The sequence below is a fragment of the Paenarthrobacter sp. NCHU4564 genome (genome assembly GCF_052156435.1).
In the GTDB taxonomy this organism is placed as follows: Bacteria; Actinomycetota; Actinomycetes; order Actinomycetales; family Micrococcaceae; genus Arthrobacter.
In genome coordinates this window covers 54751-72156 of the sequence record NZ_JBQLIS010000011.1, presented here as the reverse complement: position 1 = coordinate 72156, position 17406 = coordinate 54751, and the positions used below count along the sequence as shown (strand labels likewise).

The window sequence follows — 17406 nt, the reverse complement described above, 5'->3', positions numbered from 1 at the left end:
CGATGCTTACAGGTGGCGTTGCAACGGTGGCATCATTCGTCGCAACCATTATCCTCTTCAGCGCACTTCCCCTGGTCCTGCATGCTGATCGCTGGGCAACAGCGGTCATTACCGGAATATTTGGAGGCGCTGCATTCGCTGCGCTTTCTTATTGGCGCACGACTGAGAGCTAACGGTCACGAAGCGCTGCCCGTATGTCGATCCCTTACCATGCGCCCGGCCCCTGATTTTTTCACCGGCCGCCATGTGCCGGTGTGAATCTTGAGGGAACGAACCCTAATGTCGGGAGTACAGGACTCTCCCCGTCGAGGCGTCTCGGACTTGGGTGACCTTGTCGGTGAAGAAGAAGTCTATCGGCTGACCGGCTACGAACGGGCTCGCGTTAGTTGTCATGTGCGCGTACTCATCGCCAAGGTCGTAACCCCAAGCGATGTTGAAAACCGTGAAAGTATCCCCGTCCCTTACGTCCACAACGGTTCCGATGCCGTCACGAGCATTCAAGAGGTCGACTAAATCCCCATCTCGGGGCTCAGGGTGTGACACTTCCATGAAAGCCAGACTACCGGCGGCACGTCCCGAGCTGTCCAGGCTAATACCGACTACCCGAACCACGTCCGATAGCGGATCCTTCAGTGGACGGCCTTAATCAATAGTGTCAGCCGAGGGCTTCTGCTGAGTGGAGGCGTAGATGTGGGTGAAATAGACTCCGTACGCGCTTTCGTCCGAGAACCCCGACAGGTCCAAATCGCCGCTTGCCTGGAACTCAGACCACAACTTTTCCCCAACGGCCTCCCACGGCGTAGGACCGCAACCGCAACACCAGGGAAACGACTTCGACATCCAACCCAGGACGAATCTAACCGTGGTGTCGATCTCAGCAGGTGAGGTGAGGTAGGCAGCCAGCTCGGGGAAAAGAGAGGTGCTGTAGTCGTATTCCGGTAGTCCGGTCAGAAAGCCGGGTTCACTACAAGACCACCATTCGAGGAATGCGAGTCGAAGTGCGGTTCCCTTATCCGGCGGGAGGGAGTGCCAGCGGGCAATCAACGCTTCACACGATGCGGAGAGCGCTCCGGGGTGCTCCAACTCAATTGCTTGTCTCAATGACAAGGCCTGCTTCTCATTCACTGCGCGATTCTATGGCACCTGCTTCGGCTGTGTTCCAGCGTCCGTAAGCCGACCGGCTTACGCAACTGCTCAGCGATGACTCGATGGCCGTCGAAGGGCTATTTGGCGGAGCTGACGTTGGGTGAAGCAACTATCCAGAGATGGCCTTGGGCGCAGTCGCGTTCAGTCCAGTTTTCACCTGGCGAGTCCGGAAGACCGAGACCGCCCCCGATCTGAAATTCGGATCCTGAACGTGCCACGACATTCTTATCCGCATCTACAACTTCGAAGGCGTTCGAATCGCCTTGGACTGTATAACCCTGCGGCCAGACGAGCGTGTAAACCGTGGACTTGTCGGTTCCTTGACGCGCCTGAACGCACCCCTTGGCATCGATGGTCAACGTGCCGGAAAAGTTCGCATCCATGGCACCGTTCTGGGGTGCGTTGATTGTGACGAGGCGCAAGGATTGCGACGCGGAAGGGGAAGGGGGCAGCTCGGGGGCAGGTGCCGAGCATGCATTTGCCGACGCTAGGAGGCCCATCAGCGATCCAATGGCGATAGGCGTTGACCATCGTGTCTTCATGATGGGACTCTACCGCCCTTGTGCCCTACCAACGGGGCCAGAAGAGGAGACCTTTGGACCAATCCGGACTAACGGCTCCCCGGCGTGTCCTATGCTGTTGGCCGGGATGTCGGCTGAGGGTCCTGCTGATTTGTCGGATGATTAGTGCTTGAGGCTGAAGCTCGGAAATCCCCGTCCGGTAGTGCATCCCCTTACGGACGCCCATGCAGCCGACTTCGGACATCCGTGCAGCCGCCTCTGAAAACTGACACGAATCCGCGCGATCCCGCGGAACGCCAACGTTTCGCATGTAGTCCCAAAACTCATGCAACAAATCTCTGCTACAGGGACAACTTTCGGTACAGCACGCATGGTATATCTGCGCGTACTTTCAGTTAGTGCAGAGAAGTCTAGGCCTGTGGTCCGGCCGTGAAGATACCCGCTACGCTCCTACGACTGGGAGAATGGCAGCGTAATTGTCGGCTGGGAGAGCAAGGCGGATGGCCTGTGTCGTTTTGGCTTCAAGTAAGCAAACGAGAGAATTCCTGGTGGTGGCTGGTACCCCTTGTGCTTTTCTCGTCGCTATCTGGATCAGCAGTGTTGCTGCAATGGCCCACGCCAATCCTCGTGATCTGCTTGGTCCTGACCGCTTCGGTGCCCTTGGTTGTTACTGCGGCTAAACAACGGGCCAAGGAGATTGATACTTCCACTAGCGCTAAGAAGAGCTCCATGCGCACAGCTCATCTAAGGTCCGGGGAAGCGCCCCTCGCCAAGCATGTCCATCCCGAGGATTGGGGTGTGCATCCTTCTCTCATACGCATTCCGTACCTCAAAAGGGATATTGAGGGTGAAATCCTGGATGTCATCGAAGGCAACCAACCGGTACTGGTCATTGGTCCATCGATGGCCGGAAAAACCCGTATGGCAGCGAAGCTGGTGCAGGAGTGCTTTCCCGACCGGCAAGTCGTCATGCCTGACGTACCCGACGGCTTGGCCACACTGATGGCAGCCGGTGGCATCCCTCAATATGCGGTTATCTGGCTGGATGATTTGGATCGCTACATAGCAGACCCCAAACACCTCAAGACCCGCTGGCTGGACGAGCTAAGCGAGGCTGGCAACTTCATCATTGCCACGATGAGAGCAAGCCAGTACGAGGCTTTTCAGCCCTCTGACGGTATGCCCAAGACCCAGTGGGAAACTCTCAGCAAATTCCAAAAGGTACATCTCATCAACGAGAGCCAAGAACAGGCCCGCCTTGCGGCCCGGGTGGCGGACCCACGGCTTCGGCAGGGGATCCTCGAATATGGATTGGGGACGTATGTCGGTGGCGGGTACATAGCCAGGGAAAGATTCCTCGGAGGGAAATCCACCAATCCAGTCGGGGCCGCGCTGATCCGCGCAGCGATTGATTGGCAACGGACGGGCATTGCCGAAACGATTCCTCATGACATCTTAATGGCCGCTCTCCCTGAGTACGTTGGCACAGCCAACTCTCAGCTTGACGACGAAGTCCTATCCGGCGCAATGGCCTGGGCGAGCGATGCCAAGCCGCTCGGCGGCAGGGCGGGTCTCCTCATCAAAGCGGGGGACTCTTGGCGTCCATTCGATTTCTTGGTTGATGAAGCAGCAGCAGCCGGTGACCCGATTCCCCGGAAGATGTGGCAACTCGTCGTCAAACACGACGCTCCTGCCGCGCGTCTGAACCTCGCAGGTCTGACAGCCCACTTCAATAACCAGGCCGATATAGCAGACAAGCTGTTCTATCGGGCAGCGGTGGCCGGAGATCCGGAGGGCATGGCCAACTGGGCAATGACATTGAATCTCCGAGACCGTTTCGCGGAAGCATTGGAGTACTACCGCCGGTCAGCCGATGCCGGCAGTAGCCACGGCATGACGGGCGTGGGCATCGCACTCATGGCAGAGGGAAACTACGACGAGGCAGCGGTCTACCTTCGGAAGGCCGCAGAGGAGTACGGAAATCCTGATGGGATGGCGAATCTGGGTACCTTGCTCTTAAGGCAGGGGAACGTGACCGAAGCCACCGAATGGTACCGAAGATCGTCAGAGGCGGGCAGCGCATACGGTATGGCAAATTATGGAGCCGAACTGATGAAACTCGGTCGGGACGAGGAAGCCGAGGGCCTGTTCAGGCGAGCAGCCGCTATGAACAGTGCGGGAGGACTATACGAGCTATCGGAAATCTACGCAAAACAAGGGGACGACGAACATTCAGAACGGCTGGCCCGTCGTGCCGTGACGGGCGGCAATCCCAGCGCCATGCTCAAGATGGCCGGAATCATGATCCAAAGGGGCAAGGTCCTTGAGGCTGAAAAACTATATAGGCGGGCCGCAGAGAGGGGCCCCGGATTCCTAGCGAATCTTGGCCGGTTCCTGGCGGAACAAGGACAAACGGAGGAAGCAGAATCTGTGTTGAAGCGGGCCGCCGATCTGGGCGAACCCTATGCGCATCACTGCTTGGGAGTAATTTCAGCCGGCAAGGGGGAACTCGGCAAAGCTATGGAGCACTACCGCATAGCCATCGGAGACGGCTCAAATTTCGGTGATTTGATCCAAAGCAAGGTCAATCTTGCGCACCTCCTGCTCATGACCCTCGAGGATGATAATGAAAAAGAGGCCGAACAGCTGTGCCGAGAGGCGGCAGCGGCGGGAAGTGGTCAGGGGATGGTATTGCTCTCGCTCTTCCATAAACATCGCGGTGAAGACGAGCAAGCCCAGTTGCTGATCGACCGGGCGAAGTCAGCATATGATGCAGAAGCTGCAGTAGCCCTCCACGAATTTCTTACTACCCCTCCTCCTGAGTGATCTCATCATCGGCCGAAATTCACTTGAGGATGAGGTGGATGGCTAGGAAATTTCACTCGAAGCGACGCCTCGGCTCGTCATCCTTTCCAGCTTTGCGCGCCCGTCACGGCTGAGCACTGTTTTTTGCTTGTGCCTGCTGGTGTCGGTAAAGGGTCGCACGGCTCCAGCCCACCAAGCGCGCCGCATCCTCGGCGGTCCGGCCCTTAGCCCTTTCTTGTCTGACGATTTCCAGCTTGCCGGCGATCACTGATGGATCGGCCACAGGGCGGCCGAATCTCGTCCCGTTGGACCTAGCCGCAGCGATCCCGGCGTTGACACGCTCAGTGATCAGCTCGCGTTCATACTCGGCCAGCGTGGCCAGCATGTTCAGCATTAGCATTCCAGTGGTCGTTGCTGGACCAATGCCGTCCGAAATGGACCGAAGCTCGACTCCCGTCCCCCGCAGCACGTTGACGGTGTTCAGAACATCAATCAGCGAGCGACCAAGCCTATCCACACGCCAAACCACGACAGTATCCCCCGACTCGGCGTACCCTAGCAAGTTCTTCATTCCAGGCCGATCAACAGCGGACCTGCTTCCTGGCGTCACATCGGAAAAAATGTCGCGCTTCTGCACACCCGCGGAAAGGAGAGAATCCACCTGCAGTTGTGCATCCTGCGCCGCCGTGCTGACCCTGGTGTACCCAAGTAACCTCATCCGTCAATCATGCCTCGAAAACCTACTTGAACGAGATACGTAAGACACTTTACGGTGAGACGACTTAACGAGACGCCGGCGGCTGCGGAAAATCGGGCGGAACTGATGTCAGTTTTCGAAGTCCTCTGCACGAATGATCGAAGTGCCATGCGCAGGCCTCCGTCCGAGATTGAACCCGTTCAATTGGGGATCCCTTCACCGAGGCACCAGGCAGCTCCGAAGGCCGTGGCAGGCGAACGCCACACATCCAACTGTATGGCGCATGAAGTGGTCTTGGCTGCCGACTCGGAGGTGGCCCCACGGTCGAACTTATGGGGCCGACAGACGATCACGACTCCGACACCCGCCTGGAGTGCCGTCTCTTCGCGGTGACGGCGCCGCCGGACGCCGATTGCTTCTGCGCGGAAAGGGTCGCCTCACACTGCTCAGTTTACTTATTAATGCGCCCCCAAGTACTTGACTTTTTAATACTAAATCCATTTGATATAGTCCACTTTTCCGGCGTAGGACTCGTCGGATCAGACGTTGGGAGGAGGAAAAAATGCCGTACTCAAAGCCGGTTAAGGTAAAGGCCAAGCCGATCAAGAGCATCCAGAAATTCCTTTAGCAGAACGGGAAGACGCGGGCTCTGTCCCGCGTCTTCCCACCGAATGGACAGCATATGAAACTTCCCCCCAGATTCTCTGAGCTCATCAATCGTCTCGGTAGACAGGACCTCTCTTATCTCTCTGGATCGATAGTGGAGGGTACTGGCCATGCCCATAGTGATGTGGATTTGTACGTCATCGCCGGACTGACTGATGAATCCCTCGAGGCTGATGGTATCAATACCTCGACTACTTATCACGAGGCGCCGGTCCCGATCCTGATTGAGCACTTTGAGGGTCAACGGTGGGATCTTGAATATTGGTCAAAGGCTGCTGCTGATGCTGTCATCACGAAGCTCGAGTCCGACTTCACTTCCGGTCGTAAATCAATCAGTCATGGGGACGCGGAGTTCCTGTGCCGCGTCGTTAACGGGCAGCCTTTGACGAACCCGTCGGGGCACGAACAATTAAGGGAACGTGTTCTTCGTGCTGGTCTTCGGCAGGTCCTGATGAGGCGCTTCGCCTACTCGGCGGAGGTCCGGTTGGAAGATGCCGCAGGACTCTTCAAATCGGGAAGCACTCGTGAAGCGGCCTTACAGATCAGGGATGCATTTGGGTTCGTGGTTGATTTTGAGCTTGCCCGTAACCATGACTTTTCACTCAGTGCCAAACGCCGGTTGTTGCGCTTGGAGAGAACTGAATCCGCAGTCTTTACCGCCGAAGACTATTGGCAGGCCGAATGTATCCAAGCCGATGAGGATCTAGGCGGTTGGTGCCGAAAGACGACCCTGCGGCTGAGAAGGGTGTTGGCTAATGTCGAGTGATCAGATTGTCAGTCCGGATCTCAACTGCCGGTGGCGTGTTACTGAGGATGGCTACATCGTCGAGTTCAATGGCGAGCAGTGGCAGTTGGAAGATGTAGCGGCAGCTGTTTGGTCGCACATCCTTGAAGGGGCCACCCTTGGCGAGACCATCAGCGCCCTGGTTGCAAGATACGACGCCCCTGCCGAGGACATCGAGGCAGACGTACGGGAATTTGTCCGGGAGCTCTCCGCTGATGGCCTGGTACATGAAGAACCTACCTAGAAACTCGCGGCCGTTTCAGCTTGTCACTTTCGACCTCTTCGACACGATCTTCCGTCTTGCCGACCCGGGCCAGGGGCATGCTCGGCGGAAGGAGAAGCTTCGTGCTTTGCTGTCGGACTTCGGCGTCGGTTCCTACAGCATTGCAACTGTGGATGCCGCCTACCGTGCCGCGGAGAAACGAGCCGTCAAGAGGATTACTGACACCGGGTTGCAACCCCGAACCGAGCGCTTTTTCGAAGATATCGTCGAATTCGTCGGCGGATCCTGCACGCCCGAAATCACGAGCGCCGGAGCAGCAGAACTGCAGAAGGTCTCAGTGGATGAACACTTCGAGTTTGCCGATCGAATCATCGAGCACATTTCAAGGCTTGCGGCGGCCGGCATCGAACTCGGAATCGTCAGCAACAACTTCTTCCATGAACCGAACATATTGCTTGAGAAATTGCAGAGCAAGAACGTGCTGGGGCATTTCACCCCTGAAGCCATCGCCTTCTCTTCAGTTGAAGGCATTGCCAAACCCAACCCTCTGATTTTTTCAAGAGTCTGCACGCGCATGAACGTAGCCCCGTCGCAGGTGCTCCACATCGGGGATTCGGCCCATACCGATTACGAGGGTGCGAAGACCGCAGGCATCAAATGTGTACTTGTTGCACCTTGGAGCAAAGGCGTAGCTGATTCAGAGCTAAGCGAGGCGTTCTCATGGATAAGTTGAAGGAAGTTGAGTCAGCTCCGACCGCGCCACTCCACCGGAATCCGCGCTTCCTGGCGCTCTGGAGTGCCCTGTCGCTGACGGCCCTCGGAAGTGCCGCGGCGCCCATCGCGCTGGCATCGATCGCGCTTCAAGCCACGGGCTCTCCTGCGCTTGTCGGCCTTGCTTTGGCCGCCAGAGTCGTTCCAGTGCTCCTCTTTACCCTTTTGGGCGGAGCCTGGGGAGACAGATATTCAAAGTCCACGATCCTGTCGGTCTGCGATGCAGTGAACTTTGTCGCCCAAGCGACCTTTGGCCTGGGGTTGTTGCTAGGCGCAAAGGACACCAACCTCATTGCACTAATAGTTGCTACGCAGCTAACAGGGGGAATGGCAAGTGCCATGTTCTCGCCGTCCATGCGTGGAATGATCCCGGAACTCGTCGATAAGGATCGACGCGTCCAAGCCAACAGTCTTATCAGCGCGAGCAACGCAAGCGCCATGGTGGCAGGCCCGATTCTTGGAGGAATGCTCACCCTCTTTTTGGCCCCGCACGCAGTGATTCTTGGCAACGCTGCGCTCTTTGGAGTCAGCAGCCTCCTGCTGCTATCCATAAGGGCCAAGCGAAGAGAGCCATCCACCGAAAGCAAGCCATCGATCCTGGCCGAGATCGCAGCGGCTTTCCAAGTAGTCAAGACCACACCATGGCTGAAATGGGGCATAGTCCTGGATTCAGGATTCGGCCCATTGTTTTCAGCGCCCATCCTTGTCCTTGGCCCAAGCCTGTTCGGCGTAGGCACGGGCGGTGAAGGCCTTTGGGGCGTACTCCTGGCGGCATGGGCGGTCGGGCTGCTTTCAGGATCTTGGCTTGCAGCAAAGTATTCCCCCATCAACCCGCTCCGGGCCGGGTCCTACATGCTGATGGCCCTACCCCTGGCCCTCGCAGCGCTGGCCTTGGGCACGAATGCAGTTCTCAGTATCACGATGATCGCCGTCAGTGGCTTGGCCAGCGCTTTCTATGACATCCACTGGTCTACAGCTATCCAGGACCATGTGGATCCCGACATGCGATCCCGGGTATTTGCCTTCAACTGGCTCGGCGTCTCCCTCCTCACGCCCATAGGTTATGCCCTCTCCGGAACCCTCAGCGCAAACACAGGAATCCAGCCGCTCCTCCTTGGCGCTGGCTGTGCTCTCGCAGCACTGGTCGGTTGGCGCCTATTCCACCCCGCGTTGAGTATCCCCGTCTCAGTCGGAGGGGGGCCATCCCATGTCAGGGACTAACATCCGCCAAGTCCTCGGCGTCAACGTGGATCTCCGGGGGAGCGTTCCAGCCCCGGACAGTAAATGGTTCAACGTCTTCCAAACCGAACCCACAGAGATAAGCGCGAAAGCAACCGTCGTTCGGACGGCCGAAGAGCCACATTGGACTTGGGACGCCTCCGAACACCACCTGTACTGCAACTACGGTGCAGCCGAAGTGTCGAAAGAACCAGGGCCGGCTTATCCCGCTCTGATCTTCGCCGCGGAAATGGCCAGACAGCACTCGGGATATTTTTCCATCCACAGTAGTTGCGTCCAGTCCGCCGCCGGCGGGCTGCTGCTCACGGGCGGGAGCGGTGCCGGTAAGACATCCCTCGCGCTGGAACTCTGCCGGTCAAAGGGCTGGCAATTTATCTCTGCCGACAGGACTTCACTGACTTCCCGAGACGGGGCCCTGATAACTGATGGCGTGTGGCCCTACTTCCGGCTGAGAGCCCACTCATTCGCCAAGCTCTCCCGCGGATTTGCAAACGCTGAAAGAAACAGAATCAGTTCATGGCAAACCAGCGACTCATCTTCCTGGGACAGGAAGCTCCTCGTCCATCATTCTGAACTGGGACTCCAACCATGCGCACGCGCCGTGCCCATAACGGCCACCTACGACGTCAAAGTTATTCAGGACCACCCACTGGAAATCCATCCCTACACAGAGCGTGACAGGACATTCTTCTTCGCTGGAGCCCTCTCCGACAACTCAAGCGGACGGTTCGCCATGAGCGACGTCGAAGGAAAGCTCCTAGGAACACCTTTCGCGCACACATCAGCTGCCATTCGCCACCACCAGGCAGGACTTGTCCATGCCGTAAGCAGGATCCCTCTATACAAAATCCGAGGGAGCCTCAACGCGATCGTCGAGCACTTGGAAAAGGAACACAATGCCTGAACCGGAAACCTGGTCAAAGACCGGCGCCGCCCGCGCCTACAACGGATTCGTCAAAATTGACCGGGCAACCTTCCAGGAACCCGGAGGGACAATCTCCGAGTGGGACATCATCACCGGCCCAGACTCGGCCGCCGTGCTGGCGTTTACACCTGAGGCAAGCCACGTAGTCCTGTTCGAACAATTTCGTGTAGGACCTGAGCGGTCACTTCTGGAACTGCCCGGAGGATATCTCTCTCCCAACGAATCCCCCGAAACGGCAGCAACACGGGAGTTACTCGAGGAAACCGGATACCAGGCGGGTTCAACGTACTACGCCGGAGCAGAATGGTGGGCCGCGAACTCCACCAGGCGCAAGCACATCAGTATCGCCGCGGACGCTTCACCAACCTCTAACCCCAGCTGGGACGTCTCGGAAATGGGAAACATCCAGCTGCTCCCAAGCCAAGAGCTGCTGCACTTCCTGCTCAGCGGCAACCTCACCGATGCAGGTCTGGCCTGTCGTGCGCTCCTGTCCTTCACACAGGCCCGCCAAAGCGATCCAGAGCTGAAGGAGCTTCAGGACGCGCTACGAACTCTCCTGACTTACTAAACGCGATCATCACCGACACAACCTGCAACAACGAAAGGACCATCATGCGTCTTACCCCTGCCCAAGTGCACCTTTTCCGGCAGAACGGCTACCTCAAACTTGAAAACGCGCTCTCCCCAGAGACCGTCGCTGACCTCCGGCTCAGCGTCAAAGAAGAATTTTCGAAGGAAGAAACAAGCGGTGATAAGACTTCGTTCAAGCTCTACGGCTTCTTCGACCGTTCAGAACCCTTCAGGAAACTCGTCCGCAGCCAAGCCCTCACAGAACCACTCTCAGACCTCCTCGGCCCCAACGTTGTCTTCGTGAAAAACCGCCACAACCACGCAAGCATCAACGACAAAGGCCGGGTAGAACCACGCTTTCACCGTGACATCCTGCACTGGTCAAGGGGCCTGGTCACAGCCATCGCCTACTTGGAAGATGCCCGCCCCGACAACGGCTGCACCTACGTGATCCCGGGATCTCACAACCTTCCCTTTGTAGGTGTCACCCAAATCGATCCTCCAGGTGGTGGAACGTGGCTCGACGAACACAAGATCTTTGACGGCGTTGAGGAGCAAGCTGTGCCCGTCACCATCGGGGCCGGCGGCATACTCCTCTTCGACGCCACACTCTTTCATTCCGTTGGCGACAACAACTCTGATGAGTCGCGGATCAGTCTGACCATGGGGTACCGCAGCTCAGACGAACTGGACGACGCCCCTGCCCACACACAGGTCCAGGTCCTTGGCGAACACACCTACCGCGGCAATGACCGGTAAAGGGACAACTCCGCTCGTAATCATGGCCGCAGGACACGGCACCCGAAGCGGACTGGCCTCTCACCAACACAAAATGCTCCAACATATCGGTGGGAGGACCATACTGGCGCGCATCGTGGAAGCCGCCAGGAACTCCGCTGCCGTCGGAGAAATCATCCTGGACATGAATAGCAAGAGCCGTGAAGCCGCTGAAAAAGCGGCCGAGACACTAGGCCCTGCAGGCCAGCTCCACTTTTCGGAGCCACGAGGGTACCTGGCTGATTTCATCCGGTGGGGACAGAAACTCAACGGCGAAGCATTCATTGTAGACGCCGACGTTTACACCGCTGTCGAGCAGATGGAACACTTCTTCGACTACCCCTACTCCAGCTCTCCCGGGGCACCCGCTCTCGCCCACACGTCGGTCAACGAGTCCAACCGGGAAGATCCGCGGTCTGCGTGGGTGCGGGTCAGTCCGGGCGGGTCACTGCTTAACCATGCCCGCGGAGAAGCACACAGGACGGGCCACTGCACCATCGGGCTATGGAAAACCTCACCAACATTCATCGACTTCTTGTCCAAAAGCCACGACAACGGCCTCACCAGCATCACGGCTGGTGTCGACAATTATCTCGGCCAAGGGCAACAGATGCTCTCACCCCTTGTGGAGGGTGCTGTCAACGTTAACGCGCCAAGGGACCTGGACGCAGCGTGTGCCCTCTCCTCTGAAAGCCTCGTGTCCTAGAGTGGTTTGCGTTGTCATCACAGGCCCATCAGGAGCAGGCAAGACAACCTTTGCCCAAATACTGGCCACATCCACCGGATGGCCGGTGGTCTCAAAGGACCAGATCAAGGAGGAGTACTTCGCACTCGGCGATTGCCCCTCAAGAGAGGTCTCAAAAGAGATTGGGCACAAAGCCTTGGCAACAATCGCCAGACACATCCAGGAGGCAAGCGTCTCAGGTGCTCACCTCATCGTCGAAGGCAACCTCCGTACGTCCTGGCTGGAAGAAACCTGCCGTGTGCCAAGTTCGTCCACTCAGAGGTTTGTCCAAGTACAACTCTCGGCTTCCGGCGAAATACTCACGTCGCGGATCCTCGCCAGAGCCAACTCCGGAGCCCGCCACCCCTGCCACTTCGATGCTGAGGCACTCCGCGAGAACGCAGACGAACTCGCCGAGGGAAGCTACCGTGACGCGCGCATCCCGGGTCCAGTAGTGCACTTGGACACAACAGAGATGAACGATGCCGCGATGGAAGAAGAGGCACAACGAGTGGAAAGGACTGCATACCTTCTATCAACCCCAGCCCGGGCCGGATGATGGGGTCCACGTCCCTTATAGGGCTTCCTGTTGGTTAGCTCCGGTTCGTCCGTGCGAGTAGCTTCTTTCCGCCTGAGCGTAGTTCTCCGGTGGGTGAGATGTGGCGGTAGAGGGTTTGTCGGGTGATTCCGAGTTCTTGGCAGAGGTCTCCGACGTGCGTTCCGGGATCGCCCATGGAAGCCATGGCGAGGCGGAGCTTGGCTGGGGTCATTTTGGGGGGTCTTCCTCCGACGCGGCCTCGGGCCCGCGCGGAGGCCAGTCCAGCGATGGTGCGTTCTCTGATGAGCTCGCGTTCGTACTCGGCGAGGGCGGCGAATATTCCGAAGACGAGCTTCCCTGTGGCTGTGGTGGTGTCGATTGCCGCGCCTTTGTCGCTGCTCCGTGAGGTGGGGGTGAAAGTCTTGGTCATCGATGAGCTTCACAATGTCCTGGCCGGGCGCGGGGATGCCCGGCGGGAGTTCCTGAATCTGATCCGGTTCCTGGGCAATGAGTTGCGCATCCCTTTAGTGGGAGTAGGCACCCAGGACGCCTATTTGGCGATCAGGTCAGATGACCAGCTTGAGAACCGTTTCGAGCCGTTCCCCTTGCCCCGGTGGGAGCCAGGGCCGGAAGCATGCGCCTTGCTGGCGAGCTTCGCGGCGGCTTTCCCGCTTCGGCGTCCCTCGCTGATCGGCACCGAGGAAATGGCTGCGTACCTCTGTAGCGGAGCTCGATCCCGTGCTGCTCGCAGCCCCTGCGTAGCGCTTCGCTCTTGAACTCCGCCGCGTTGTCCAAGTACAGAGCACGCGGCTTCCCGCTCATCGGCCACGCCGCCTCAACGCCGATCCGCTCAAGCCAAGGCCTCTTGTCCATCACGGCATGTGCGAGACAAAGACCTACAGACAGCGCCGAAGGCGCCTCAAGCGTTACCACCAGCCCAATAACGCACCGGCTGAAGACATCAATCGCGACCGTCACGTACGGACGCCCGATCGGCAGACGCGCCTGCTCATCGACCACGATGACATCCACAACCGTGTGATCGATCTGCACCTGCTCCAGAACCTCCCGAACCGGCGGCACGCGCCCACCTGCAGGCTGAAGCCGACGAGCACCATCCGGCCCCTCACGGGCAGTTGTGGTCGCCACCGGGTCAAGCTGGACGATGCGACGATCGATAGCCGAACGAGATGGCACAGGAAGCCCCTGGGCGCGGCAAAGCCGACCGATCTCCCGGTGGACGGAGGCAACCGACCTCTTCTGGCGACTCGCGTAGGCCTTGGCCAGTACCTCACGCACAACGTCCTCTACGGCGGCCGGCAGCCGCGGACGGCCACGCCCGCCGGAAGAACGACGCGGAATCAAGTCCGAGGCGAGGCCCTCTCCTGCCCGCCAACGCTCCAACAGCCCGTATATGTGGCGTCGGGAAACGCCCAGCTCCGCCGCGGCCCGATCAACGGCCGCCCCGCGGAGGCCGCCGACCTCGGCCAGAGGGCCGATCACCTGCGCGCGCCGCACGGCAAGAGCCCACATCGGCTCCGGAGCCGAGAGTACTCCCCGTTCATGTGTCTGGCCGCCAACGGCCGACTCGTCCTCCACGCCACCATGAAACTACGACAAACCGTGCACACGAGTACGACACGCTCAACTTTCGAAGCCCTCTGCACAAGCCATCAAATCAGCAGGTCGACATGAAGAGGACTTCGAAATCCGACAACTGACCCCTCCCCTTGTTCACTCACAATGTCCCGAAAACCTTTAGTTTTACGAGGCGCGCATTGCCCCCCGACAGTCCAGCTTCCGACGTCCCGTTTCCTTGGAACTAGAACACCCCCGCCGGGACACTTTCCGGTCGGCGGGTTCACCATTTGGCGTCAGGGAAGTTCGCTGGGGTGATCTCTAAACCGGCGTCCTTGTGTTTTGTGAAGTAGCGCCTGGCTGCTTCGTCGTCCACGGATGTCTGAGGTTTCGGTAGGCCCTTTAGCTTGCGCGCCTTCCGTGCTTTTCGCTCATCCGTGGCTGCTTTGAAGCAGACATAAGGAGCGGCAGCGAACAACGGGGTACAGACCAAGCCGAAGATCATTACGATCCAGTTCAGGCTGAAGATGGCTGCGATAAGCATGATGAAGCTACCGGAATCATGATGATTGCAAGGATGAACTGCACCACCCATGAACGTACCGTGTAATTGCCGCCGTTAGGCAGGGAACCTCCCATGCCCCACTCATCTGGGGCATAGGCGTACATGCGCTTGTCACCGGCCCATGCGTAGTAGTAACGGCGTTCCGGTGGAAGGACAACCTCCGGCTTGTCATTCACAGTTCTTCCACGGTCACGGTTCAACGTCATAAAGCCCACCTTAATGTGGCGTTCGGTGGAGGTGTGCGCATTGGTCCAAACCCCAAATCCTGATTCGGGATGCACGCGGGACTTCCGGGGTGTCGTAAGAACCGCCCTCAGGCGCCGTAAACGATACAGGGTTGCCCTTCCCGCTTCCTTGGAAGTGGGACAGGCCATCCGCCGCGCCGTTAGGTACCTTCGCCCGCGACCGGAGCTGTCCCTGCCGACGTCGTGCTGCCGGGCCAGGTTCAGACTCGTACAGATCGCTATGCCGTCCAGGTCTGGTAATGGTCCAGTGAGCATCATCGCTCGAATCATTTCGCCGCAGGCACGGTGGGCCTGATGATTTTGCCGTGATAAATTTGCAACTATCGTCGTCGATTCACGTTTTTTTGGTGGGAAAATTGAGAAAACAAATCGCCTTGCTGGCTATCGCTGCCATAGGCTTGAGCTCCTGTTCTATACCGTCTCAGCCCGCTCAAAGTGCAGCGGCTTCTCAGCCCGCTCAAAGTGAAGCAGCTTCCCAGGCTCCGCAGCGCAGCAAAGAGAACGACAGAGGCAACGTCTTAAAGACCATCGGAGAGACCGCTGCATTCGGCAGCGACACCGTCGAGAGCTCTGCAGTGAGATTCAAAGTAATGGAGATTAGGCCCTTCGAATGCACGAGGGAGCCCGACTTCGGCCCAGGCAACGGTCAAATGATCGCGGTAACTATCGACGTGGAGACCGGAAAAAATCTATCTGAGCAGACCGGAAGCGACCTCATATCCTTCAATGCAGGACTATGGAAGGGCTTTTCAAAGGACGGGAAACGTATGAACACCGTCTCCTCCGACAAGGTCTACAACTGCGTGAATGATCGTGCAGTGCTCCTGCCCGATCTCGGCCCGTCAGAGAAAGCCACCGGAATCGTGTTGCTCGATTGCCCTTCAGTTCCCACAAGCCTCGCCTTCAGCTTTCCGCAGCAGGGAAATGGATGGGAGTGGGAGTATCCTGCCCAATGATTGCTAGGGCAGGTGGGCCAGATAGGTTTCCGTTAAATTGCACCCTGATCCAAAGGCTCGGCCACGATCGGCACACTCTGGGGCGGCGCCACGTTCCAGCTCGGCGGCAGCGGGCTTCCCTCGACCAGCGAACAGCCGATAGCGCCCCTGAGGCCTTCGACGTTTCGAAGCAGAGCTGGCAAGCGACATCATCGCCGCGGAACGAGAACGCCTCTTCAGCCAAAATGCGACAGTCTCAAGCGAGATTTCGAACTGACAGTCACGATCCGATCCGTTCCTATAACTCATGTTCGGAGCGGGAGTAGTCAGCTTGCTAGCGACCCGACGCCGTATCCTTTGTAGCGCCGATAGACAGCTCCCCTAGTTCGGCGTTCGAGTGCAGCGGCCCTCTCCGGCAGAGTGGCCCCCTTGGTGGAGGACCGTACGGTCACTGACGTCACCGAGATCCTTATGTCCTGATCTAATCTTGAGCTTCCAGCTCTTCACACGGTAAATATCCGAAGCTAGCCTGTGAGTTCTTAGACTTCGGTTAGAAGCATTTCGGACTTTTTCATTCTGAGTCGTAATGCAAAGCTGGCATAGGGAAGAGGACCGTTTGGAAACGCATGTATCGGTGATCGCCGTAGCTGGAGTTCTGTTCCTGACTGGATGTAACGATAGCCAGCAAACGCAATCGGTTACACCAGAAGCATCAGCAACGACTACTGCGGGGTCGGCACCTGCCGTGAAATCTCTGGAGACTACCTGCGGTGAACTATTTTCGGAGGCCGAAGGCAGCCGACTCAGTAAGGCAGAAGCGTTCCTTGCAAACATCGACGGCAAAATCACTGGCGATGCACTGATGGAGGCTAGATCCATCGCAGAGGATCTTGACTCTGTGGCTAATAAGGCCAACAGGGAATTGGAAGTTCAGATCCAGGAACTCCGGAAGCCATTCAAATCTATACTCTCTGCGCCTAACGTGGCCATGGCATTAGACACCCGTGATTTCACAACGGCGAGCAGGAAACTTCTGGACCTCTGCTCGAGCTCATCCTCCCAACAGCCATCAGCTGGCGCGCCTCCTTCACATGACTCGATTCCCTCGTCCCCGGGCACAGCAATGAGCACCCGGGGCAATCATGTCGTAGACATTGGAACAGAACTTGAAGTTCGTCGCAACGCGGTCAGCCTTGTCGACATTACGGTGACGGGAATAACACCGAAGGCCGAGTGCAATTCGCAGTATTTCGCACCGCAGCGCGGACAAACTGTGATCCTGGACATGGAGATTACAACTTCTGCGTTGCTTGCACAAGAAAGATTCCCAGAATTCACAACCATCACTGGCTGGAAAGCGGTCGCTTCCAATGGTGTGACAATAAATGGCCGAATCGACAACATTAACTGCATCGCGCCAGCAGAACAGGTTCCTGCTCAGATCGGTCCAAACGAAAGGATCATCGGTAAAATGGCCTTCGACTTACCCCCCGGCGGGGGAACGCTCATCTGGCAGCCCTCCGGTGAATCACCCGGCTGGGAGTGGAACTACCCGCCTAAATAGTGGCGTCGGGATGGGCTGAAGGTGAAACCTCGTGCTATGTCGGGCCTCCAACTGGCTACGCCATCACTTGGGCCATAACAGTTGCCTCCTTCGCGCTTGTGGCTGCTTTCACCACGGGCTTGGTGAGAACCGT

General features: G+C 57.9%; 17 protein-coding genes and 2 pseudogenes. 13 read left to right on the top strand and 6 right to left on the bottom strand.

Going from position 1 to position 17406, the window contains the following annotated elements:
• Positions 1 to 642: 642 nt before the first annotated feature.
• Positions 643 to 1125 carry a hypothetical protein gene (locus ACSVIE_RS12775; protein WP_442424079.1) on the bottom strand — a complete coding sequence of 161 codons (483 nt, stop codon included), beginning with the start codon at positions 1123 to 1125 and terminating at the stop codon, positions 643 to 645.
• Between the two features lie 98 nt (positions 1126 to 1223).
• Positions 1224 to 1529, bottom strand: a complete 306-nt coding sequence (locus ACSVIE_RS12770) for a hypothetical protein (protein WP_442424078.1) — start codon at positions 1527 to 1529, stop codon at positions 1224 to 1226.
• A gap of 867 nt (positions 1530 to 2396) precedes the next feature.
• Here ACSVIE_RS12770 and ACSVIE_RS12765 point away from each other — a divergent pair.
• Positions 2397 to 4493, top strand: coding sequence for a tetratricopeptide repeat protein (locus ACSVIE_RS12765; RefSeq protein WP_442424077.1), 2097 nt, complete (start codon positions 2397 to 2399; stop codon positions 4491 to 4493).
• A gap of 103 nt (positions 4494 to 4596) precedes the next feature.
• Here the strand turns inward: ACSVIE_RS12765 and ACSVIE_RS12760 are convergent, their stop codons facing one another.
• On the bottom strand, positions 4597 to 5190 hold the full coding sequence (locus tag ACSVIE_RS12760) for a recombinase family protein (protein WP_442424076.1): 594 nt from the start codon (positions 5188 to 5190) through the stop codon (positions 4597 to 4599).
• Positions 5191 to 5851: 661 nt separating this feature from the next.
• Between ACSVIE_RS12760 and ACSVIE_RS12755 the strand changes: the two genes are divergently transcribed.
• The 9 genes from ACSVIE_RS12755 to ACSVIE_RS12715 all read left to right on the top strand — a co-directional run bounded on the left by ACSVIE_RS12755 (position 5852) and on the right by ACSVIE_RS12715 (position 12407).
• On the top strand, positions 5852 to 6601 hold the full coding sequence (locus tag ACSVIE_RS12755; RefSeq protein WP_442424075.1) for a hypothetical protein: 750 nt from the start codon (positions 5852 to 5854) through the stop codon (positions 6599 to 6601).
• Positions 6591 to 6863, top strand: coding sequence for a PqqD family protein (locus tag ACSVIE_RS12750; protein ID WP_018780241.1), 273 nt, complete (start codon positions 6591 to 6593; stop codon positions 6861 to 6863). Before ACSVIE_RS12755 ends, ACSVIE_RS12750 begins: the two co-directional genes overlap by 11 nt.
• Positions 6847 to 7575 carry an HAD family hydrolase gene (locus ACSVIE_RS12745; RefSeq protein WP_442424074.1) on the top strand — a complete coding sequence of 243 codons (729 nt, stop codon included), beginning with the start codon at positions 6847 to 6849 and terminating at the stop codon, positions 7573 to 7575. Before ACSVIE_RS12750 ends, ACSVIE_RS12745 begins: the two co-directional genes overlap by 17 nt.
• On the top strand, positions 7563 to 8834 hold the full coding sequence (locus tag ACSVIE_RS12740) for an MFS transporter (RefSeq protein WP_441995425.1): 1272 nt from the start codon (positions 7563 to 7565) through the stop codon (positions 8832 to 8834). The genes ACSVIE_RS12745 and ACSVIE_RS12740 overlap by 13 nt, the downstream gene beginning before the upstream one ends.
• Positions 8821 to 9756 carry a hypothetical protein gene (locus tag ACSVIE_RS12735; RefSeq protein ID WP_442424073.1) on the top strand — a complete coding sequence of 312 codons (936 nt, stop codon included), beginning with the start codon at positions 8821 to 8823 and terminating at the stop codon, positions 9754 to 9756. Before ACSVIE_RS12740 ends, ACSVIE_RS12735 begins: the two co-directional genes overlap by 14 nt.
• Entirely contained in the window at positions 9749 to 10345 is a 597-nt protein-coding gene (locus ACSVIE_RS12730) for an NUDIX domain-containing protein (protein ID WP_018780245.1), read from the top strand. The genes ACSVIE_RS12735 and ACSVIE_RS12730 overlap by 8 nt, the downstream gene beginning before the upstream one ends.
• Positions 10346 to 10389: 44 nt before the next feature.
• Positions 10390 to 11106 (top strand): phytanoyl-CoA dioxygenase family protein, encoded by a 717-nt coding sequence (locus ACSVIE_RS12725; RefSeq protein ID WP_018780246.1) that lies wholly within the window; start codon positions 10390 to 10392, stop codon positions 11104 to 11106.
• A 73-nt stretch (positions 11107 to 11179) separates the two neighbouring features.
• A complete protein-coding gene (locus tag ACSVIE_RS12720; RefSeq protein ID WP_416430426.1) occupies positions 11180 to 11830 on the top strand; it encodes a hypothetical protein in 651 nt (216 codons plus the stop codon).
• Entirely contained in the window at positions 11757 to 12407 is a 651-nt protein-coding gene (locus tag ACSVIE_RS12715; RefSeq protein WP_442424072.1) for an AAA family ATPase, read from the top strand. Before ACSVIE_RS12720 ends, ACSVIE_RS12715 begins: the two co-directional genes overlap by 74 nt.
• Positions 12408 to 12441: 34 nt before the next feature.
• Here ACSVIE_RS12715 and ACSVIE_RS12710 read toward each other — a convergent pair.
• Positions 12442 to 12777 (bottom strand): annotated as a pseudogene (locus ACSVIE_RS12710) (recombinase family protein); the annotation flags it as partial.
• Here ACSVIE_RS12710 and ACSVIE_RS12705 point away from each other — a divergent pair.
• Positions 12674 to 12946 (top strand): annotated as a pseudogene (locus ACSVIE_RS12705) (TniB family NTP-binding protein); the annotation flags it as partial. The pseudogenes ACSVIE_RS12710 and ACSVIE_RS12705 overlap by 104 nt on opposite strands.
• Before the next feature lies 1 nt (position 12947).
• On the opposite strand, the gene ACSVIE_RS12700 reads toward ACSVIE_RS12705, so the two are convergent.
• Complete coding sequence (locus ACSVIE_RS12700; protein ID WP_442424132.1) at positions 12948 to 13919, bottom strand: helix-turn-helix domain-containing protein; 972 nt, start codon at positions 13917 to 13919, stop codon at positions 12948 to 12950.
• 328 nt (positions 13920 to 14247) lie between these two features.
• Positions 14248 to 14559, bottom strand: coding sequence for a hypothetical protein (locus tag ACSVIE_RS12695; protein WP_442424071.1), 312 nt, complete (start codon positions 14557 to 14559; stop codon positions 14248 to 14250).
• 520 nt (positions 14560 to 15079) lie between these two features.
• Here ACSVIE_RS12695 and ACSVIE_RS12690 point away from each other — a divergent pair.
• Positions 15080 to 15730, top strand: coding sequence for a hypothetical protein (locus tag ACSVIE_RS12690; RefSeq protein WP_442424070.1), 651 nt, complete (start codon positions 15080 to 15082; stop codon positions 15728 to 15730).
• Between the two features lie 595 nt (positions 15731 to 16325).
• Positions 16326 to 17273, top strand: coding sequence for a hypothetical protein (locus ACSVIE_RS12685; protein ID WP_442424069.1), 948 nt, complete (start codon positions 16326 to 16328; stop codon positions 17271 to 17273).
• The last annotated feature ends 133 nt before the right edge of the window (positions 17274 to 17406 follow it).